This window comes from Microcoleus sp. Pol11C3 (assembly GCF_036701485.1).
GTDB lineage: Bacteria > Cyanobacteriota > Cyanobacteriia > Cyanobacteriales > Microcoleaceae > Microcoleus.
On the sequence record NZ_JAUBQW010000061.1, the window covers coordinates 1 to 21636 of the forward strand.

21 protein-coding genes are annotated in these 21636 nt (G+C 43.6%); 14 read left to right on the plus strand and 7 right to left on the minus strand.

Annotation, left to right across the window (positions count from 1 at the left end; genetic code table 11):
- The first annotated feature begins 85 nt into the window (after window positions 1-85).
- The 3 genes from QUA40_RS15275 (at window position 86) to QUA40_RS15285 (ending at window position 2141) form a co-directional block, all read left to right on the plus strand.
- Window positions 86-883: a hypothetical protein gene (locus tag QUA40_RS15275; RefSeq protein WP_333127210.1), complete on the plus strand. Its 798-nt coding sequence runs from the start codon at window positions 86-88 to the stop codon at window positions 881-883.
- Between the two features lie 113 nt (window positions 884-996).
- Window positions 997-1248, plus strand: coding sequence for a DUF4926 domain-containing protein (locus QUA40_RS15280; protein ID WP_333127212.1), 252 nt, complete (start codon window positions 997-999; stop codon window positions 1246-1248).
- A 35-nt stretch (window positions 1249-1283) separates the two neighbouring features.
- Window positions 1284-2141 carry a hypothetical protein gene (locus tag QUA40_RS15285; protein WP_333127214.1) on the plus strand — a complete coding sequence of 286 codons (858 nt, stop codon included), beginning with the start codon at window positions 1284-1286 and terminating at the stop codon, window positions 2139-2141.
- A 103-nt stretch (window positions 2142-2244) separates the two neighbouring features.
- Here the strand turns inward: QUA40_RS15285 and QUA40_RS15290 are convergent, their stop codons facing one another.
- Entirely contained in the window at window positions 2245-3033 is a 789-nt protein-coding gene (locus QUA40_RS15290; protein WP_333127216.1) for a class II glutamine amidotransferase, read from the minus strand.
- A gap of 158 nt (window positions 3034-3191) precedes the next feature.
- On the opposite strand from QUA40_RS15290, the gene QUA40_RS15295 reads away from it, so the two are divergent.
- The 4 genes from QUA40_RS15295 (at window position 3192) to QUA40_RS15305 (ending at window position 6497) form a co-directional block, all read left to right on the plus strand.
- A complete protein-coding gene (locus QUA40_RS15295) occupies window positions 3192-3392 on the plus strand; it encodes a hypothetical protein (RefSeq protein ID WP_333127218.1) in 201 nt (66 codons plus the stop codon).
- A gap of 180 nt (window positions 3393-3572) precedes the next feature.
- Window positions 3573-3701 carry an ATP-binding protein gene (locus QUA40_RS29025; protein ID WP_445301153.1) on the plus strand — a complete coding sequence of 43 codons (129 nt, stop codon included), beginning with the start codon at window positions 3573-3575 and terminating at the stop codon, window positions 3699-3701.
- A gap of 155 nt (window positions 3702-3856) precedes the next feature.
- Window positions 3857-5776 (plus strand): iron uptake porin, encoded by a 1920-nt coding sequence (locus tag QUA40_RS15300; RefSeq protein WP_333127220.1) that lies wholly within the window; start codon window positions 3857-3859, stop codon window positions 5774-5776.
- A 391-nt stretch (window positions 5777-6167) separates the two neighbouring features.
- Window positions 6168-6497, plus strand: coding sequence for a hypothetical protein (locus QUA40_RS15305; RefSeq protein WP_333127222.1), 330 nt, complete (start codon window positions 6168-6170; stop codon window positions 6495-6497).
- Between the two features lie 147 nt (window positions 6498-6644).
- Here the strand turns inward: QUA40_RS15305 and QUA40_RS15310 are convergent, their stop codons facing one another.
- The 5 genes from QUA40_RS15310 to QUA40_RS15330 form a co-directional block, all read right to left on the minus strand.
- Window positions 6645-7535 carry a thermonuclease family protein gene (locus tag QUA40_RS15310; RefSeq protein WP_333127224.1) on the minus strand — a complete coding sequence of 297 codons (891 nt, stop codon included), beginning with the start codon at window positions 7533-7535 and terminating at the stop codon, window positions 6645-6647.
- 96 nt (window positions 7536-7631) lie between these two features.
- Complete coding sequence (locus QUA40_RS15315) at window positions 7632-8210, minus strand: ACP phosphodiesterase (RefSeq protein ID WP_333127226.1); 579 nt, start codon at window positions 8208-8210, stop codon at window positions 7632-7634.
- A 101-nt stretch (window positions 8211-8311) separates the two neighbouring features.
- Complete coding sequence (gene acs, locus QUA40_RS15320; RefSeq protein ID WP_333127227.1) at window positions 8312-10282, minus strand: acetate--CoA ligase; 1971 nt, start codon at window positions 10280-10282, stop codon at window positions 8312-8314.
- Window positions 10283-10403: 121 nt separating this feature from the next.
- Entirely contained in the window at window positions 10404-10574 is a 171-nt protein-coding gene (locus QUA40_RS15325) for a hypothetical protein (RefSeq protein ID WP_333127229.1), read from the minus strand.
- A 173-nt stretch (window positions 10575-10747) separates the two neighbouring features.
- Window positions 10748-11098, minus strand: coding sequence for a DUF433 domain-containing protein (locus tag QUA40_RS15330; protein WP_333127231.1), 351 nt, complete (start codon window positions 11096-11098; stop codon window positions 10748-10750).
- Window positions 11099-11653: 555 nt separating this feature from the next.
- Between QUA40_RS15330 and QUA40_RS15335 the strand changes: the two genes are divergently transcribed.
- From QUA40_RS15335 to QUA40_RS15355, 5 genes are all read left to right on the plus strand, one after another.
- Entirely contained in the window at window positions 11654-12163 is a 510-nt protein-coding gene (locus QUA40_RS15335) for a hypothetical protein (protein ID WP_333127232.1), read from the plus strand.
- Between the two features lie 295 nt (window positions 12164-12458).
- Complete coding sequence (locus QUA40_RS15340) at window positions 12459-12800, plus strand: hypothetical protein (RefSeq protein WP_333127233.1); 342 nt, start codon at window positions 12459-12461, stop codon at window positions 12798-12800.
- A gap of 177 nt (window positions 12801-12977) precedes the next feature.
- Window positions 12978-13223 (plus strand): hypothetical protein, encoded by a 246-nt coding sequence (locus QUA40_RS15345; protein WP_333127234.1) that lies wholly within the window; start codon window positions 12978-12980, stop codon window positions 13221-13223.
- 360 nt (window positions 13224-13583) lie between these two features.
- Window positions 13584-14522, plus strand: coding sequence for a UDP-glucuronic acid decarboxylase family protein (locus QUA40_RS15350; RefSeq protein WP_333127236.1), 939 nt, complete (start codon window positions 13584-13586; stop codon window positions 14520-14522).
- Between the two features lie 184 nt (window positions 14523-14706).
- Entirely contained in the window at window positions 14707-16095 is a 1389-nt protein-coding gene (locus QUA40_RS15355; RefSeq protein ID WP_333127238.1) for a UDP-glucose/GDP-mannose dehydrogenase family protein, read from the plus strand.
- A 145-nt stretch (window positions 16096-16240) separates the two neighbouring features.
- Here the strand turns inward: QUA40_RS15355 and QUA40_RS15360 are convergent, their stop codons facing one another.
- Window positions 16241-16711 (minus strand): hypothetical protein, encoded by a 471-nt coding sequence (locus tag QUA40_RS15360; RefSeq protein WP_333127240.1) that lies wholly within the window; start codon window positions 16709-16711, stop codon window positions 16241-16243.
- Window positions 16712-16877: 166 nt separating this feature from the next.
- Here QUA40_RS15360 and QUA40_RS15365 point away from each other — a divergent pair, with 166 nt between their 5' ends.
- Window positions 16878-17096, plus strand: coding sequence for a helix-turn-helix domain-containing protein (locus QUA40_RS15365; protein WP_006632503.1), 219 nt, complete (start codon window positions 16878-16880; stop codon window positions 17094-17096).
- A 162-nt stretch (window positions 17097-17258) separates the two neighbouring features.
- Entirely contained in the window at window positions 17259-21416 is a 4158-nt protein-coding gene (locus tag QUA40_RS15370) for a HEAT repeat domain-containing protein (RefSeq protein WP_333127242.1), read from the plus strand.
- Window positions 21417-21636 lie beyond the last annotated feature (220 nt).

Here is a 21636-nt window from a genome sequence, read left to right on the forward strand (position 1 = left end):
CAGATTTAACCACTCAAAAACATTAAACATTTTAGCACTTGATTAGATAAACTTATCACCACAAGTTCTGAAGAGCCAAGGAGAATTGTTTGTTGTAGGGGAATCTCGAAAATACCAAGTACAGAAAAACCCAAATTCGGAAATTGATTTAGGCTTATTTACAAATGAAAATATGGCGGATGTAAGCGCCATTATTTTTAATAATCGAGCAACTATTTGCAAGGTTCGTGCCCTTGCTGGCGAAGGAAAATATCCAGTCATATTCTATGGCTCTAGAGCAATTGAATCGGAGACTGAAACAGGAGTTGAACGTTTTTATGCAGAAAGACCAAATTATCAAGAAACATTGCTTGATGGTTGTCATGTTCTCTTTAATCCATTTGCCAAACATCCTTTAGATCGAAAGCTTTTTGAGGGGAAAGAAATAGCAATTCATAATTATGACCCACAAACGCAGACCTATCAATTGAGAATCCCGAATGGATTCCTCTATCAACGAGCCTGTATGTCGATCTGTGGTGAAACGGAAGAAGCTCTCAACAATTACCAAGCTGCTACCATTATTAGCACAGAAATCTATGAACAATTGCCTCCCGAAATCTGGCCAGAAGATAAATTATATGAGGTTGGACAAAATGAATTATTTTCCGAAAATCACATGGGGCATTATCGTGGCTGGACTATCCTAGTTTCTCTGGATTCAATCGATCAAGATTGGAGTGCTTTAGCAGTAAATACTCTCTGTTACAGTTATCCCAACTTCAGGGAAGCTTACGGTGATGACAGTATAGCAGCAATACTACTAGGAGAATGGTTGGCAACAAAGGAAGAAGCGTACACTGCTATTCAATGTAAAATTGACGAAATCTTTGAACAGACCTGAATCGACAATACTGTTTTACAGTCTGTCTAGCAATAACAGAAATTGAATCATTGACCAGAAGCCTGAAGCCTGGGTTAATCGTATTGCATAGTTACCTTCATAAAGTCAGCACTATGGGAAAATCAACAGTATCGATCGAACTTTATTCAGATGTCATCTTGCTGTGCAACCTTCCAGAAGAAGGACTCGATGCCGACGATATGGGTACGGTTGTAGAACAGTATCACGTTGAAGGACTAGAAACAGGTTATAGCGTTGAGTTCTTCGATCTGTTGGGAAACATTGTAGCAGTTCCCACGCTACCTGGAAGTTATTTGCGATCGCCAACAAGTGCAGACCGACCTACAGTGAGGCTTGTTAACTGATATCATGTATAGAATTAGGGAAATCAACAAGCAAAATGATTCAATCCATACCGGAAATATCCATCAAACCTGGATACCGTCCCCAGTCGGATGATAAAACTCCTGAAGCTGATGCAATTGATTTTTACCTACTGCGGCAACTCACAAATTCCCAACGGTGGCAAATGGGGGCAAAATTAAATCGTTGGGCAAAAACTGTTAGCTTGCGCGGCATGAAAAAAGCTTGTCCCTCAACCTACAAAGAGCGATTTGCTCGATCGATATTAGGTAGCAAGTGGTTGCCAATTTTAACCCCCACCAGTGAGCCCTCTATGTGGACGCAAGACCCCAGCGAAATTGCTAGACTGTTGCACCCAATTTTTGAAACATTAGGTGTCTCTTATTATATTACAGGAGGCGTTGCCGCTTCTGTCTATGGCGACCCGAGAACAACACGCGATTTAGATTTAGTAATTGAATTGCTCCGGGACAATATTTTTCAATTAGTTGAAGCACTAGAAACGGCTGGTTTTTACTGCCCTCCGGGTTCGGTAAAAGATATTCAAGAGGGTAGAGGGATGGTGTTGAGCGTCACTCACATGACTTTAGTATTGAATGCTGATATTGTGCTGAATTCTAATACTGAATTCGATCGCTCAAAAATGGCAAGACGACGATTAGAAGCGCTTGACGAAGCTGGTCTAGAACAATTTTGGGTTGCTTCTCCTGAAGATATTGTGTTGGCAAAACTGCTCTGGCGGCAACAGTCTCAGTCTCAAAAACAATGGAATGATATTTTGGGAATTCTGAAAGTCCAATCTGAGAATTTAGATCGGGGTTACTTAACAGAGTGGACCAAACAATTGGGGTTGATTGATGATTTGAACCTAGCTTTTACGGAATCAGGGATTTGATGCGATCGCAATTCGCGCAGTGCGATGGAAGATATTGTGTTGGCATTTCACGAGCCGGGAATGCGACAATAAACAGATTTTACAGCCGCTTCGTAGCGCTCATTTAACTTAACTCCAGCGACCCAAAATAGACAGGCAAACCATCCTGAAATACCAGCAATTCTCCAGGTTGAATTTGCGTCCAAACTTCGTTATCAGTCAGCGGAAAAGTGGCAATAACAGCCACGCGATCGTCCTCGTTGGTCAATTCCCGAAAATCGACTGTTACATCTTCGTCGATCGAGTGAGCGCTAGCAAAAGGTGCTTGTCGCACAATATAATGCAGATTAGTAGAACAGTGGGTGAACAAGTGTTCTCCATCGGAAAGTAAATAATTAAAAATTCCGTGTTCTGCCAAACTTTTAGTAACTTCCTCCAGTACCGGGTAAATTTCCGCTATCGCAGGCTTACTGTGAGGAAAAGTAGAGCGCAGCTTTTCTAATATCAAACAGAATGCTTTTTCGCTGTCAGTTTTGCCAACAGGTTTGTAAACTCCGGCACATTCTGGATCAAAGTTTTCGAGATTTCCGTTGTGAGCAAATACCCAATAACGTCCCCAAAGTTCTCGAATAAAAGGGTGGCAGTTTTCCAGAGCAATTTCGCCTTGCGTAGCTTTGCGGATGTGAGCAATGACGTTAGTTGAATGAATGGGATAGCGACGCACTACTTCTGCCACCGGAGAAGCAATAGCAGGTTTAGAGTCTATAAAAAGGCGACATCCCAAACCTTCAAAGAAAGCAATTCCCCAACCGTCTTGATGAACGTCTGTTCTGCCCCCCCTTGCAGAAAAACCCTCAAAAGAAAAGCAAATATCTGTCGGAACATTACAGTTCATTCCCAGTAATTGGCACATAGCTTTTAATTTTATGGAGTTTGGATGGATGTCGCAGCTATTGGCAGCTACACATTTGCGATGAGAGTATTATAGGATTAACTGGTTTAAATAACTTAAATATACTTAATATTTTGGTTTTGTCAACCTTAATGATACAGAACTTAAAAAAGTTGGCTATGACTAAAAAAATCGATCGTGTTTCCCTGCTAACGATGTTAACCCATAACTTGCTCCGCACTTTTTACCGTTCAGACAGCGAGGATAAAGTGTTAGCCGATATCCGGGAAGGAATTGATAACACTTTGATGATTTTGCAGCACCGTTTGAAAGCAAATAATAACCGTCCGCCTATTCAACTTATTAAAAATAATTGCTAGATTAGTTTGCTTAAATGCTATTGTAACTGAATCAGGTGTTTATGAATGGTACTGGAAAAAGCGCTCGATGCTTTAAAATAAGCTAAGCAAAGGCGTATTTTTGCATCTATTATATCCGCACCCAACCTCATGAGTATTATTACTGAATAATCCGCTCTAGAGCTAGATTTTTAGATTAAAATCAAAGACAATGGCACCGGAATGTCTGAGGAAATAATATCGCATATTTTTGACTATTCATTCACTACAAAGTCTGTTAGGAAAGGGACGGGAACCGGATTGTCAATCAGGCGTCACATAGTTGAATAAACCGAGGGTGGCAGTTTGACTTGTTCGTCAGTTTTGGGAGAAGAAACGGAATTTACGATCGCCCTTCATCTAGAATAGTGCGTGAAGCGTAGCTATCCCGTAGGAAATCGCCCTTTTTCTCACTTTTTTGGCTTTTGCTCACAAAGTATAATTAAATGAAAAATCACAAGTGCGATCGACCAATTTGGAAAATCCTTAGCAGCTTAATACTAGGATTCGGATTGCAGGCATTATCCAGCATTCCAGCCTTAGCAGAAACGACAGATCCTGAAACAACAGCAAATAGTGCAAATTCAGAAGATCCAGTTAATGAATGGTATCAATTACCCGCACCGACAAATAATCTACCGGAGAATTTTGATCGTAATCTCGATCGCAAATTAGTCGAAAAATCTGACAATGTAGATGAAACTTCACCGATAAACCCCGCATCCGAGCCACCCGTACCTATCGCGAGTGAGATAGAAACTCACCTATCCGAAGCCAGCGAAACGCAGCCCGCAGAAATACCTCCGTTAGTTGAAGAAAATAAATTAGAAAATCCCCCATTAGTTTACCAGGATGAAAACTCAATAGAACAAGTTACATCAGTTTCGCAACTCAGCGACGTACAGCCCACAGACTGGGCATTTCAAGCACTGCAATCCTTAGTAGAAAAATACGGCTGCATAGCTGGATACCCCGACGGAACCTATCGCGGAAACCGCGCTATAACGCGCTATGAATTTGCAGCCGGAGTCAATGCTTGTTTAGATGAAATCCGGGAGTCCATCGCCAAATCAACTGAAAGTCTAGCTAAGCGAGACGACTTAATAAAACTGCAAAAATTGCAAGAAGAATTTGCCGCCGAACTTGCCACAATACGAGGCAGAGTGGATGTGCTAGAAGCGCGAACTAGCGAACTAGAAGCTAATCAATTTTCGACCACAACTAAGCTGTCGGGATTCACAATTTTTGGCATACAAGGGCGCACACCCAACCGTGCGGATCGGACTCCCAGAGACGGCAAAAGAGATACGAAAGACCCCGGTACAAATGTCAACACCATTAACTTAAATCAATTCTACTTAACCACTCAATTTAGTCCTCGCAGTAACTTATTAATCGGTTTTTACAACCAGAACGGAAGCAATTCACCACAATTAACCGAAGACGTAAACCTTGCTTATAATTTAGGAGAAACTACTGGATTAACTATTAGCGACCTCAACTACCGCTTTCTGGTCGGCGACAAATTGGCAGTGTTTGCAGGAACAGCAGGAGTTAACATGATAACCGGTTTTCGAGGGCCGAATCGGGCAGAAAGTGCAGCTTCGGGTCCCCTTTCTACCTTCGCTCAAAGAAACCCTATTTTGAACACTGGTTTGGGTTTAGGCGGCATAGGCGTTGACTGGCAATTTGCCAATCGAGCCAGTTTGCAAGCAGTTTATTCAACTAATATTTCGGGATTTTTTGTCAATTCTAACGGGTCGAGAGGACACAATACATTGGGTGTACAACTAACTCTGACACCTGCCGATCCAGTCGATTTTACTATCTATTACGTTAACGATTATTCGCCGAACGGTAATCTGATTAGTTTGGCGGGAGATAGCCAACTAACTGCTATCAATCCTAACACCAATAAATCCGCTTCTCTGCAAACAAATGCAGTTGGAGCAAGTTTAAATTGGCGCATTTCATCGCGAGTTTCTCTGGGAGGTTGGGCTGGTTATACTAATTCTCGCATTCCCGGTAAATCTGGTACGGTAGCCACTACAAATTATATGGTTTTTGTAAATTTCCCCGATTTGTTTAAAGCCGGAAATTTAGGAGGAATTTATATCGGGCAACCGCCTAAAATTGTTAGCAGCAATTTACCTACAGGCAATAACGTTCCTGATTTTTTAGATACGGGTTTAGGGCGATCGGGCGGGCAACCCGGAACGACTACTCATGTAGAGGCATTCTACCGCTGGCAGGTGAATGATAATATCAGCGTCACTCCTGGATTGATCTTGATTTTTCAACCCGGTCACACTCCCGATAGCGACCCGATCGCAGTTGGTGTATTGAGAACTTCATTCTCCTTTTAAGAGTTTAATCCTGTGGGGCTGGGTTTAGTAGAGCGCCAATTGCAAACAATTTTGGTGCACTCGGCACAGAGGAACGGCCCACAAGAAAATTTAATTTTGTGGAACCGGCCTCCTGCCTGTTAAGCGAGAAAGGTGTTCTTCCGTCAGCAGACAGTGATTAAAACCCCAGCGGGATTTCCTAAAATTTTTTCTCAGTAAAAACCCGCTATCTTTACTGCAACTTTACATTTAGTAGTCATTTCCCCCTTTTTGTCTTTTTTTCCTACATACAAATACCTAATTATTAAGTTTAAAAAAATACGCATAAACACGCTTGAAATATAAGTTTTCCTAACTTAATCTATTATCAGGAGCATTACTAATAGTTCTTTAAGTTTAGGTTTAGATAAATATGATTAAATCAACGGGCTATCTTTGGTTTCTAAGCTTTGCTGTAATTTCTGCTATTACTGCCTATCCCTGTCAGGCACAAACCACTGTCAAATCGCAGACAAATGTAAATGCAACACAGGATATTACAATTACCGATTCACCAAATCTTGCTAACACTTCTGCCAGCCCTTTCTGGAAAAATCCTAACATTTCTAAATCTTTTACCGTCTCAGAATTGAATAGCACATCTCTTAACTCTCGTCCTCCTATAACAACTCCTCAAAAGCAATCTGCACGCACAAATCCATTAGGATGTCGATTTTTTGATACTCCTTCAATGCAGCAATAAATGTTCCTGCATCTCTTGATAAATAAAATATCATAGCTGAATAGAGGGCGATCGTTTTTTAGGATCGCCCTCTATTTGCGCGATCTTACTTCCTAGGAAAATTATATGTAGTAAAAAGGATTGATAAAATTAACTTGAGTTTAAATATTATCGGGGAAAGTCTGAAAGTTGTTTGATATCCTTCAAAACTATTTGAGGCTTCCCTTTGTACTGTTCTACCTTCCCACTGACATACACATATCCCCGTCCCAGACCCGCATAACGCTTCTCGATTAGCCGCTTCAAGGGAGCTCTTTCATCAGTTTCAGCATCTGGTATCCACAAATCTAATTTATGATAAACCGAACCGGCATAAATCAGAGCATTACCGTCGATCCATTTATTAATTCCCGCCTGCAAATCGCAGAAAATAGTAATAGATTTAGCTCTCTCAGAAGCCGCTAATATTTTCGGGTAGTCCAACCTCAAAGAAAGCGCTCCTGCCGTTGCTTCCGACAACCGAAACTCTTCAACAATTGAGGCGCGCATCGACCACCAAGGCAGTAAATTAGCATAGTTGCGAGAGGGAATTTTGGCATTGGTAATCGGATTCCAAATCACCAGATTGTAAGCTTTTGCTGCCGATTCTGCCTCAGTCATTTGGCGGTGATACAATCTCGATCGCCCGTATTTCACAAAGTAGGGACTCCAGCCTTCTTGAATCAGTTTTAGGTTGTAATTTTCTTCACCTTTGTGTACATAACAAAGTAGGCGGCCGTAGTTATCGCGGTATTTTTCTACCGCAATTTCTAGTGGGTCATCTGTATCAAATTCTATGTCAATTTTAGCAAGTCCGCCATCTGCTGTAGCGAAATATTTTTTAGCCATTTCTGAAGCTGCTTTCCCCGCCGCAGTTACAGGTTTAGAGCCTCCCGAATGACTTTCTTCTGTATCGACGCAAATCAGGCGCAGAGACTCGGTTTTGCCGTTGAGAAAAATTTTGATGCTGTCGCCATCAACTACTTTAGTTATTTGCAGGTTCGGAATTCTGGTTGCCATATTTTGAACCCTGTTGCATTTGAGATTTCATGCAGGTATCGGTTGAATTATACACGAGTTCGCTATTAATAGCAACTGTAATTTTTGTTGTTTGTATTAATATTTGTCAACTGTCGCGTATTTTATCAAATCTGGAAAAAAATTCCGAAAATCCGATTCTAAGCGCTGATAGTTAGCTGTCAAATCTTCTATGCCGCTTGCCAAGTTATTTGTCCGCTTGATTCGGGCAGACATTCTTGTAAGAGTGATGCCGATTTCGGCAATTTCCTGATAAGATGAAAGCAAGTCGCGGGCAATTATTGTTGGCAGCAGGCGCTGGAGAGATTCAGGCAATATATCGCGATTGTCTTGCAGGACTTTATAGACATGGCGAGAAAAATCCTGGAGTGGAATTTCTGAATATTCCAACCAATTTTTAGCCAAGAAGTGGTCGTAAAACACGTCTATCAAAACTCCAGCAAACCTGCGTCTCTGGGGAGAAATAAGGCTTTTACTCGATCGCACTATGGCGTGAGAGTCCGTGTAGCTATCTATTTTGCGGTGCAAATCGATGCCCTTTCTAATTTCCTCGGGATAAAGGTTGAGGGCCGTTCCTTTGACAAAATCTCCTAAGAGGTTGCCAATCAGGGATTCTGGCGTGCCTTTTGATAAGAATAGATGAGCCAAATAATTCATTGCTACAGTAAAAATATCTAAGATAACATAAGGAGAAACAGTAAGGTGCGCCGGGTCGTGCACCTTACTGCTATTAAGAAGCTGCCCTGAAAAAAATCCCCTTACGAACCACCCCGCAACTTATCCAAAACCGTCCGGTCTTCCAAAGTCGAAGTATCCCCAGAAACCTCTTGTCCCGCAGCCAAAGAACGCAGCAAACGCCGCATAATCTTCCCGCTTCGAGTCTTCGGTAAAGCATCAGTAAATCGAATTTCGCCGGGACGAGCGATCGCCCCAATTTCCTTAACAACGTGCTGCTTCAATTCCTTAGCCAACTCATCGCTAGGTTGCTGCGAATTGTCCAGCGTGACAAAAGCCACAATTTCCTCACCTTTAATCTCATCAGGTTTACCAACAACCGCAGCTTCCGCCACCGCTGGATGCGATACCAAAGCCGACTCGACTTCCATCGTGCCGAGTCGGTGTCCAGCGACATTAATTACATCGTCAACGCGGCCCATTACCCAGAAATAACCGTCTTTATCCTTGTGCGCGCCGTCTCCTGCAAAGTACACAAACTCGCCATCTTTCGGGTGCAAATATTCCCAATAGGTGCGGCGGAAGCGATCGGGATCGTTGTAAAGCGTCCGCATCATTCCCGGCCAAGGATGTTTCACCACTAAATAACCGCCACTTTCGTTAGTTACTGGTTCGCCATCTTGGTCAACAACATCAGCCACAATTCCGGGGAACGGTAGGGTTGCAGAACCGGGTTTTGTAGGAATTGCACCGGGCAAAGCGGTAATCATAATTCCCCCGGTTTCTGTTTGCCACCAAGTATCGACGATCGGACAATTCGAGTTGCCAATTACGCGCTGATACCACATCCAAGCTTCGGGATTAATCGGTTCGCCGACGGTTCCTAACAATCGTAAAGATGACAAATTGCGGGCATTCGGCAACTGTTCGCCCATTTTCATGAATGTTCTGATCGCAGTGGGTGCAGTGTAGAAAACGGTGACGCCGTATTTTTCGATCACATCCCAAAAACAGCCTGGGTTGGACGCGCGGGGCGCACCTTCGTACATGATTGTGGTCGCGCCGTTGGAAAGCGGGCCGTAGACTATGTAACTGTGGCCTGTAATCCAGCCTACGTCTGCGGTGCACCAGTAGACATCGGTATCTTGGAGGTCGAAGATCCACTTGGTTGTCATGTGGGTGTAAAGGTTGTAGCCACCTGTGGTGTGGACGACTCCTTTGGGTTTTCCGGTACTTCCCGAAGTGTAGAGTACGAACAGCATATCTTCGCTGTCCATCGGTTCGGCGGGGCAGTCGGCGGAGGCGTCTTTTTGCAAGTCGTGCCACCAAAGATCGCGCCCGGGTTCCATGTGCACTTGCTGTTTGGTACGCTGGACGACGAGAACTTTGGTAACGCTGGGTGTGACGTTGTTGGCGAGGGCTTTGTCTACTTGTTCTTTGAGGCCAACTGCTGCATCTTTGCGGAAGCCACCGTCAGCGGTGATCACGAGTTTTGCTTCGCCGTCGTTAAGCCGATCGCGCAAAGCTTCTGCACTAAAACCGCCAAAAACAACGCTGTGTACTGCACCGATTCTGGCGCAGGCTAGCATGGCGATCGCAGCTTCGGGAATCATGGGCATATAAATGCCGACGCGATCGCCTTTTTGGACTCCCAATTCTTTGATGACGTTCGCCATTTGGCAGACTTCGCGGTGGAGTTGCGCGTAGGTGAGGGTGCGCGAGTCTCCGGGTTCGCCTTCCCAAATCAGGGCGGCTTTATTTTTGCGCCAAGTGGTTAAGTGGCGATCGAGACAATTGTAAGAAATATTAATTTTACCGTTGACAAACCATTTAGCAAAAGGCGGCTGCCAGTCGAGTACGGTATCCCAGTTTTGGAACCAGTGCAATTCTTGGGCAGCGAGTTCTGCCCAGAATGCTTGGGGGTCAGCTTTGGCTTTGTCGTAGAGGGCTTGGTACTCTTCTAGGCTTTTGATGTGAGCTTTTTGAGAGAATTCAGCGGTGGGCGGAAATAGGCGTTTTTCTTGAAGAATTGATTCGATGGTATCTGGTGACATCGTTTTTAACTTTAGCTGCGGTTAGTCTTTTTAACTATTCTTTGCATAAGTTGGGGCAAAAGTATGTTTATTTTCCTTAAGACTTTGGGGAATTTTCTAAATGTTGGAGGTGCGTGAGAAATTACAGCACTGGTAAATTGTAAATTCTATCTTGGTAATCATTATCAAATGATGCTTCATAAATCAGAAGCAGTAGTTCAATATTTTGACCGATACTCAGCTTGGAATTCAGGATAAAGATTCCTGGAACATGACCATTTTGCTCTAAATGCTCTGTTAAATGAACTGGCATAGAGCGACAGTTGTTGGTAACAAAAATGAAGTGGTAGATTTCGCACCAAATAAGAATTTCTTGGTCGAGAGTGCCTTTCTTTGGAAGGTGATGTTAGTTCTCCCACTGCTAGAACAGCCAGAGCGGGATTGCGCCTGCGAATTTGGTTAACATACGCAGGATAGACATTTTCATCAAAGAGATACTGGATTGACATCCACTTTTCTCCTTGCATCTCTTTCTGCTTTGAATTTGCGGAGTTTTTCAGTCACTGGAGGAGGATTGCGACGTTGTTCTTCTCGCATTTTTTCGCCCCATTCTAGCCATTCGGTTATGTACTGACCGACTGCTTCTTGGTTGTGCAGGTAGTACAAAATTGTCGCATAAACTTGTTCGAGGGTGAGCGATGTATAAATGTTAGCGATTTCTTCGGGAGTTCGAGCGCGAAACAGGTATTCATAGAGAATGGTTTCGATGCCAATGCGGGAACCTTTGAGCCTAATATCGTCAGGTCTTAGGAAGTTGAAATAGTCCTCAAGTTGCATGGCTTGGTGGTTAGGATAAGAGTTGATAATATTATAATACCCGAACCTAATATGGTTTAACTTATTTTTTTTAAACTAAAAATTAATCAGACGGGCTTCACTCCTATGGTAACGGCTTTATAATATAGTTTACTGGATAAGCTGATCGCACTAAAGCCATGACCCTAAATTTCGACAGATATTGACAAGTGCTGCAAATTAGAGGAGAATTGACGGCGATTAATACAAACAACCACAAGGAAATAATTTATACTGAGATATTTTAAAGGAAAGTTTTTATTCAAATCGGAAGCTTTGCTAGAATAATTTACTTGGTTGCATCTAAAACCCTTGCTAAACTTAGAACCTATCAAAAGACAGCTCTCGATCAATAAGGGAAACCGCTCGGATATTTTAGGTGTAACAAATTTAGGTCAATTAGCCCTTGTAAAATTAAAAAAAGGAGGCAGCAAAAACAGTATCGACCAATTGATATGATACAGAAATAGCCTAATGAGCGAACGCCCTCAAAGTTCGGAATTTTCAAGGGTAGATTTTAATTAGGGATTTCTGCTTGTGGCTGTGGGTTCCCACTTCTCTCTTACTGCTATCGATTATGCTAAAAGTAAGCTGCCAGGAGTGTTGCTGTTAACCTCTGAAATCACTAAAGATGCAAGAGAAGACTATTATTTAACTTTCAATCAAATAGACACGAAAAAAATATCACGAATTAAAATTGATATCTTAGAGGATTCATTATTTGATTCACTTCCGTCGTTTATACAAGGCTATTTATTAGCTAAGGACGACCAGCGAGAACATATTTTAAAAATCATCCAAAAGATTCTCGTTTACAGTTCAACTATGAATTTTAATATCCTAAGTGGCTACTATGCAAGTGGCATGATAAAATCTCTGCAATTTGCCAAATATAACCAACAAGGTAAAATAATTGGCAACAAAATATGCGCTGCTTTGTTATACTCTCCGTCGGAAAATTTTCCAACAGGAAAGCTGTCTCTGCAAGTGTTCTTACCAACCGTTAATTTTAATCCACGCAAGCCCATCGCAAAATGTTGGACGTAGGGAGTAGCGGGGATATTTGTAGAAACTGATGATTTTATCCATGCCCATGAAGTCTGGGATCTAAATACAAGATTATGTACACTAAATTTAGACTGGAGATTAGAATATCCTCTCAATACTCCTGAGATTAATGAGATATTTTCCTGTTTTGAAGACTACTATATCAATTATCGCAAATATATGAAATCTCGCAAAAAATTAAGGCCTGTTACCCGTGCAGATTTTGCAACTGTAGAAGGAATGGTGCAAATGGCTTTAGAGGATTGGTGTGTCAGATAGTCAAGTTTATTGGTAATTGGTAATTGGTAATTGGGCGCTGACTGGGGAGTACCTCACGAGCAATGCCTCTATAAGAGATTTTACAGGAAAAGCCGATCGCACTATAGCCATGACCCCAAATTTAGAAGCAAGCCAACTTTCTCTAAATGACGTTCGCCCCCTTCTCAAATTGGAAAGACAAACAGGAGGATCTTTTGCTGAATTTTTATCTCTGGGATCTCTGACTGATTGTGAACAGCAGGAATTATTGCTAATCAATAATGACTTTTGGCGCTATCGAGAAGCAGGGAAAGTTTCTCAAGAATGGGTAAAATTTTTAGGACTTTCGCCTTTGATGCGATTGACGGAAATTTTTTAATTTCCTGTTGTGCTGGCAATGGGAAGTGCCATGTCTTGACTTTATTATTAGTATAGCCTGTATCAGAAAGATTAGATACAATAACAGCAAGGTCTTGAATAGGTAAATGCAGATGCGCTCGCGGACGGAATTTCCCAATTCAATCCAGAGTCATTTGCTCTCCTCGCAGGACGCTTAATGATAGAAAGACTGCGAACTTTATCAGACTCTGGCACCGATTTCGCCTTCGAGAAAACTTTAGCCAATCGTAACTTTGCTCGATTCTTGAGAAACTGTACAACTAAAGGCTACATAATCAACCTGATTTACTTCTGGCTGGAATCTCCAGGAATGGCAATTGAACGGGTGCAACCCAGGGTGGAAAGTAGCGAACATTCTATTCCCGAAATCGAGATAATTTCTCTCATATTGCTTTTGAGATAAATCGACCCTTGTTTTTTCAAACAAGCCCGTGAAGCGCAGCTATCCCGTAGGGCATCGCCCAACCTCAAACCGAAGTGCTCAAATAACCAATAACCATTAACAAATAACAAAACTCTTGTCAACAGTATTTTTTCGGAAATAATATTGAAGGTTAAATAAAAATTGCTAGCTAAGATTTGCAAATTATAGCACTTTGTTCAAAGTCTTTGAAAATGCTAAGTTAATTAAAGATTTTATCAAAGTGACGCATAATTCTTTACATGGTCGATCGCAATTTTGCTATTCTATTAGAAAGTTTCATTCCAGCGACTGAATTTTTGTACTCCAGTCCTACCCCTAAACAGAACGGCAGTTTCCACAATGAGAATTTTAGTCACAGGCGGTGCGGGTTTCCTCGGTTCCCACCTAATCGATCGCTTAATGGCCCAAGGACACGAGGTAGTCTGTCTGGATAATTTTTACACCGGGACTAAACGCAATATCCTCAAATGGCTGGACAACCCGTATTTTGAGCTGATCCGCCACGACATCACGGAACCGATTCGGTTAGAGGTAGATCAGATTTACCATCTGGCTTGTCCCGCTTCCCCAATACACTATCAGTACAATCCTGTCAAGACAATTAAAACAAACGTCATCGGCACGATGAATATGCTGGGGCTGGCTAAACGGGTGAAAGCAAGATTCTTTCTCGCTTCCACTTCCGAAGTGTACGGAGATCCTGACGTACATCCACAAACAGAAGATTATCGTGGCAACGTTAATTGTATCGGGATCAGATCGTGTTATGACGAAGGGAAGCGAGTAGCTGAAACCTTATCTTTTGATTACCACCGTCAAAATGGGGTAGACATTCGAGTGGTGCGAATCTTCAATACCTACGGCCCCCGGATGTTGGAAAATGACGGCAGAGTAGTGAGCAATTTTATTGCTCAAGCTTTGCGGAATCAACCGCTGACTGTATACGGCGACGGTTCCCAAACACGTAGTTTTTGCTACGTTTCTGATTTGGTGGAAGGATTTATTCGTTTGATGAATAGCGACCAAATCGGGCCGATGAATTTGGGGAATCCCGGCGAATACACTATATTGGAACTGGCACAAAAAATTCAAAACACGATTAATCCAGGGGCAGAAATTATTTTTAAACCGCTGCCGGAAGATGATCCTAAACAGCGACAACCGGATATTACTCGTGCTAAAAATTGGTTGGGGTGGGAGCCAACTGTTCCGCTAGATAAAGGTTTAGAGTTGACTATAAAGGATTTTCGCGATCGCATTGAGGGAAACCAAAAGTAGAGACGGCCGATGGGTAGGGGCAAACCCCCGTAGTTGGCCCAGAGATGGGTAGGGGCAAACCCCCCGTGGTTGCCCTCTAGGGGTAGGCACGGGGGCGCTACCCCTACAAGATATTTTTCCTTCTTCCTTCTTCCTTTTTCCTGCGTTTTGATCTGATTTATTTACTAGCTTTGAGGAGATTTCTATGCACGTTTGCGTCATCGGTACAGGATATGTTGGCTTAGTCACCGGCACTTGTTTGGCCCACATCGGTCACCACGTGATTTGCGTAGACAACAACGAAGAAAAAGTTAAATTAATGAAGTCTGGACAGTCGCCTATTTTTGAACCCGGACTGTCTGAATTAATGTCCTCTGCCTCTGCATCGGGCAATCTAGAATTTACTTCGGATTTAGCAGCAGGAGTGGCTCACGGGGATATTTTGTTTATTGCGGTGGGGACGCCTCCTTTGCCTACTGGGGAAAGCGATACTCGCTACGTGGAAGCGGTTGCTCGTGGCATTGGAGCTCACCTCGACGGCGATTACAAAGTAATCGTAAACAAGTCAACGGTGCCCATCGGTTCGGGGGATTGGGTGCGAAGAATTGTACTCGACGGTTTAGCAGAACGTCAAAAACCTCAAAGCGGTGACGGGGCTACTGGTGAGGAAGTAGCAGTAAAAACGGGTGTGGCATTTGATGTGGTTAGCAACCCGGAGTTTTTGCGGGAGGGCTGTGCTGTTTTCGATACTTTTAATCCCGATCGCATTGTTCTCGGTAGCAACTCTCGGCGGGCTATGGATATGATGCTACAGTTATATCGGCCGATTGTCGATCGCAAGTTTGCAGAAAATCCGTCTTTGCCGGAGGTGCCGGTGGTGATGACTGATATCAGTTCAGCGGAGATGATTAAGTACGCAGCTAATGCTTTTTTGGCTACGAAGATTAGCTTTATTAATGAAGTGGCTAATATTTGCGATCGCGTCGGTGCAGATATTACCCAAATATCGAAAGGTATTGGTTTAGATTCGCGGATTGGTGGCAAGTTTCTGCAAGCTGGCATTGGTTGGGGCGGTTCTTGTTTCCCGAAAGATGTCTCGGCTTTAGTTCACACTGCTGAGGATTACGGCTACGAGGCGCATTTGCTGAAAGCGGCGGTGGAAGTTAACGAACGCCAGCGGTTGATTGCTATTGAAAAATTACAGCACGTTTTGAAGATTCTCAAAGGTAAAACAGTCGGACTTTTGGGTTTGACTTTCAAGCCGGATACTGACGATTTGCGGGATGCTCCTTCGCTGAATTTAATCGAGAGTTTGAATCGGTTGGGAGCGAAAGTTAAAGCTTACGATCCGATTGTTTCTCAAACTGGGATGCGTCACGGTTTGTCGGGAGTGCTGGTAGAAACCGATGCAGAAAGACTGGCTGATGGTTGCGATGCTTTGGTGTTGGTGACTGACTGGGAACAGTTTCGTAATTTAGACTACGAGAAAATGGCGAAGTTGATGAATCATCCGGTGATGATTGACGGCCGCAATTTCTTAGACAAGAAGGCTTTAGAAGCGGCGGGTTTCCAATATGTGGGGATTGGAAGGTAAAGAAGAGTTTTGAGCAGAACCTCTATCTCGTAAGGTGCGCCGCAGCGCACCTTACAAACGAGCATTTCTAAGCCGTATGATGCGCCGAAAAACACCTTACATTTGCTGGCTACCAACAATCGCGGGTTGAGCCGCCGCGCGTGCTTTAAAAATTTTCCATCAATGTTTTTTCTTGAGCGTAAACATCTCGTAGCTGTTGCAGCGCTGAAGCCGAAATTACCGCTTTCACTGTACCGACTAATTTACCCCACTCAAGCAAGCTGTCAACTGAAACAGCGGCTTTGAAGTTATACCTATAGAATTTAGTCCAAAATTCTGGTGCTTGTGTCTGTTTCCAGCGTTTGTACCATGCGACAAAATCTTGAGCACAGGGCGGTTTTACTTCTAAGATTGGGGGAAAATCGGCGTAGCTGACAAATCGACTGAGGCCTTTGGCATGAACGTACACCACGTTGTGGCAGCATTCGATCCGGTATATCTGTTCGGGTGATATGTTGAACAAAAGTGCTACTGTTTCTTCGGTGACAAATCTCGATCGCGGATTGACGATCGACGATTTGTGAAGAATTTTTGATGCGCCGATCGCTGACGATCTTAACTGATTTTCTGATATCATTGTAGTTGCATCTGGTGGTGGTAGCTAAATCTATCTCTGCTAAGTGCGATCGACAGAAATTATCTGTCGGGATTAATTTTAACTGGCGATCGTCTTTAGTTTGCAGACCGGGGGCGATCGCTTTTTGATATATTATACTAAATCCAAAATTTTGTAAATAGTTAATATGAGCAAAGGCTTAGTCAGGTTGCGGGTTCGAGAGTTGGCGGCCGAGAAGGGATGGACGCTCAAGGAAGTTGCGGAGCGATCGGGCGTGGGCTACAGTACGATTAGCAATTATGCCCGTTCTCAGGGGATGGCAATGGTTGACTTTGCAGCAGTCCACAAGCTGGCTCGCACCTTTGATGTGATGATTGAGGATTTCGTGGTAATCCTAGAAAAATAGTTGAAGGTTTTGCCTAAATTCAATGTTTGAGCGATCGACTTTTGATGTGCCGATCGGAGTTTTGATGTGATGATTTCAGCATAGGTCGCCCGATCGCAACCAAAGTCGATCGCCTACAATCAAACTAAACCCCTTCGAGCCTAAAATTAGGAGAACCATCACATGATAGATGCAGCGCTACTATTGGGAGGGCTTTTCACCGTCGTGTGGCAAGCCATCGTGGGGACTCAAGCCAATGATGCAGCAAAGCACCTCTGTTTGACTGGGATAAAAAAATTATCACAAAACGGAAAAGTTGTCAATCACGATTTAGAAAAAGCGCTAAAAACTTCTTTCCTGAAAGCTCAACAACAAATCGCCTCAGAATGTCATAAAGAATTGGTTGAGCCATCTCGCAGGGCTTCTAAAGGAATCGTTATTTACTTACCTCAACACCGTCCTTATTTAGAATGGCTAGATAAGAAGATTAAGCAGTTAAAATCTGAATTAGAAAAAGTTGATAAAGAAACAGTCCCGTCTGGGATTCCGATTGCAGGTTTAGATGAGATTGAATTGCTGCTGACTGCCACAGATGAGTTAAAGCAGAATCGGGTTGAAGCAGTTAAGCAAAAACTGCTGGAAGTTGCCCTGGAAAATTGCGATGTCACACTTTACAAAACTAAGTTAGAGCAAGATTTATTGCCCTTGGTAGCTGCATACTTTGCTCAGGAAATCAAGGAAAATGAAAAGGTTTTTCAGATATTTACCGGGCAAACTTTAACGCGGATTGATATCAGAACCCAAGAAATGTATGCTTGGCTTGAGGAGATAGTGGAAAAGAGCCGCATTGCTTACGTGCCGATTGACTGGGAAGCTATTTGCCAGCAGATATTATACGAGAAAGAACAGCAGCGACTGAGTAGCAATCAGCTAACTTTTGGCAAACATCAAATAGATGATGTTTATGTACCGCTGGGATTGGTGGAACGGCAGAAAGTGACTCAGCGACGCGAGGATGTTGCGGCTGAGGAAGGTTCGGATTTGTACCGAGAAAAAGAAGTTACTCAAACATTTGAACATAGCGAGTTTCTCGAACAAGTGCTGCGGCAAGGAAGTAGCCCGAAAAGCAATGGGAAGCGGTTAGGAATTATTGGGGAACCGGGGGCGGGGAAAACAACGCTGTTGCGGCAGATTGCTAATTGGGTGGCGGCGGAAATTTCGGAGGCGATTGTAATTTGGGTATCCTTGGCGGATTTGCAGAGGAAGGAATTAGAAGCCTATTTATTTGATAATTGGCTGCTGGCGGCTATTAAGAGAATTGGGAAGGCTGAGGCGACGGCGGAAATTAAGGATGATTTTTTAGCACAGTTTAATGCTGAGCGGGTTTGGTTGGTGTTGGATGGGGCGGATGAGATGGCTGTGGGTGATGGCAATCCTCTGACGGAAATTCAGCGGCAAATTAGAACGGGCGGCTGCATTCAAAGGGCGCGAATTGTGCTAAGTTGTCGGCAGAATGTTTGGGATGCGATCGGCTCTGCGTTGGATACTTTTGATACTTATCGTACTCTGGAGTTTTCCTATCCCGAACAGGTGGAAATGTTGATCGATAAATGGTTCGGAACCCCCAGGGGCGGGCACGGGGGCACCGCCCCTACAGATATCCTCGACGTAGGGGCGGTGCCCCCGTGCCCGCCCTCTGCTGTGGGGGATCTCGCGCAACAGCTACGGGAAGCATTAGCAGCATCGGGAAAAGAGCGAATTCAAGATTTAGTGAAAAATCCCCTGAGATGTTCGCTATTGTGCGGCACTTGGCAGTCGTTGGATGGGGATTTGCCGGATACTAAGGCTAAGCTTTATCGGCGGTTTGTGACTACTTTGTATCAGTGGAAAAAACCGCGCCTGAATTGGATTCAGCAGCAGGATTTGAATGCGGCTTTGGGGAAATTGGCTCTGGCTGGGATGTTAAATGAAACGGATCGGTTTCAGTTGCCCGAAAGTGTGGGATATGGGGTGATGGGTGAATCGCAGTTTGAGTTAGCTTGTCGTTTGGGTTGGCTGAATTTGGTGGCGAGGGACGGGGAGACGGCGGAAGGGATTTATGCTTTTTATCATCCGACTTTTCAGGAATATTTTGCGGCGTTGGCGGTTGAGGATTGGCATTTTTTCTTGAATCACTTTCCTAAGAATCCGCAACATCCTGATGCTAGATATCGCATTTTTGAGAAGCAATGGAAAGAGGTGATTTTGCTGTGGTTGGGGCGTGAGGAGGTTGGGAAGGAGGAGAAGGAAGCGTTTATTAAAGCGTTGGTTAAGTTTAAGGTTGGGTGGGATAAATTTTATGGATATCGGGCATATTTTCTAGCGGCTGAGGGGATTGCTGAGTTTAAGGATTGTAGTCTTGCTGATGAGATTGTGTCGCAGATTGTTATTTGGGGATTTGGTTATTTTAATAAGCAAAAACAGGAGTGGCGGACATTTCTCGATCCAATTGTCGATAGAGCAAGGGAAGTTCTGAAAGAAACCGATCGCAAAAGGGCTATCTTCGCTTTAGTCGAGTTAATCCGCAATTGTGGTGATGAATATACCCGGAGGGAAGCGACAAGAAGTTTGGGGGAAATCGCCAAAAATTGCCCAGACACGATCGCCGCTTTAGTCGAATTAATTAATACTTCTCAGGATGAAGTTACTCGGTGGCAAGCGGCAGATATCTTGGGTAAAATTGATAAAGATAGCCCAATAGCGATCTCCGCTTTAGCAGAGTTAATTCACACTTCTGTTGAGAAAAACACCTGGAAGCGAGCGGCATATAGCTTGGGGACAATAGGCAAAGATAGCCCAGAAGCGATCGCCGCTTTAGTCGAACTAATCCGCAATTCAGTTGAGAACGGTTTCTACCCGGTTTTCGGGTGGAATCACGTACCTACCTGTATAATAGTGGCATATAGCTTAGTGAAAATAGGCAAAAATAATCCAGTTGCGATCGCCGCTTTAGTCGAGTTAATCCGCACTTCAGATAATAAAGTTACTCAAGGGCGAGCGGCAGAAATTTTAGGTAAGATAGACAACGATAACCCGGTAGCGATCGAAACTTTATTGGATTCAATCCGCAACTACCGTCCTAAAGATAATCGTTATCAAGCGGCAGAAAGATTAGCAACAATTGGCAAAAGTAACCCTGTTGCGATCGCTGCTTTAGTCGAGTTAATAAGCACTTCCCGCAATCAAGTTACCCGGTGGCGAGCCGCAGAATGTTTAGGGAAAATAGACAAAGGTAACACAGTAGCGATTTCAGCTTTAGGCGATTTAATCCGCAATTCAAACAATAAAATAACCCAGTCATCAGCAGCAACAAGTTTAAACAAAATAGGCAAAGATAGTCCAGAAGCAATTTCCCTTTTAGTCGATTTTATCTGCAATTCAGGTGATGAATTTACTCGACGTTTAGCGGCGGGAAGCTTGGGGGAAATCGGTAAAGACACCCCAGAAGCAATCTCCGCTTTAGTCGATTTAATCGCCAACTCTCAGAAGGAAGAGACTCGACAGCAAGCAGCAGAAAGCTTGGGGAAAATCGGCAAAGATAGCCCAGAAGCAATCTCTGCTTTAGTCGAATTAATCCGTACTTCTTATAAAGAAGAGACTCGGAGGCAAGCGGCAGCAAGTTTAGGTACAATAGGCAAAGATAGCCCAGAAGCAATCTCCGCTTTAGTCGAGTTAATCCGTACTTCTCAGAATGAAAGTACCCGCTGGCGAGCTGCAAATAGTCTAGGGAAAACAGGCAAAGAGCAGCAACTTGCGAGTTCTACTTTAGTCGAGTTGATCGGTACTTGTCACGACGATTCTTTTGTAGAGAGCAATAGTTTATGGACAATAGGCAAAGATCAGCCAGTGGCGATATTCGGTTTAGTCGAGTTAATCCGCAATTGTGGTGATGAATATACCCGGAGGAGCGCGGCATTAATGTTAGGGGCAATAGGGAAAGATTACCCCGAAGTTATTTCCGCTTTACAGGAGTTAATCCGCAATTCACGGGAACTCGATACCCGGTGTGTAGCGGCATATAGCTTAGGTAAAATAGACATAGGTAACTCAGTTGCGATCGCCGCCTTAGTAGAGTTAATCCGCAAGTCACGTCCTGAAGATACCATGTATGACCCAGCAGGTTGCTTAGGGAAAATTATGACAGGTAAACATTTCGCCACCGCAGTTTCAGGTTTAAAAAAATGCCTAACTTCCGAAATCTATAAAAATAATTTTGGTCGCAATGAGAAGTGCTACCGACTCATCTGGAATTGCGCCGAAAATATGACTTACCCAGAATTTTATCCAGCATGGCACGCTTAACCCACCGCTGGAATTACCCTTAACAGGTTTTGGGCCAAATCAAGAGGACTTGCCGAATGCGGTACAGAATGGGATGCGAGGGATGGGTTCGTGATCCAGGGGCCGGACACGGCAGTGCCGTTTCCCGAAAGGTATCACAAAAATGTGCGATCGACCAAAAGCAGATGCGAACAAATCCTTTAACCTACAATACTATTTCTAGAGATGCCATCACCGAGCC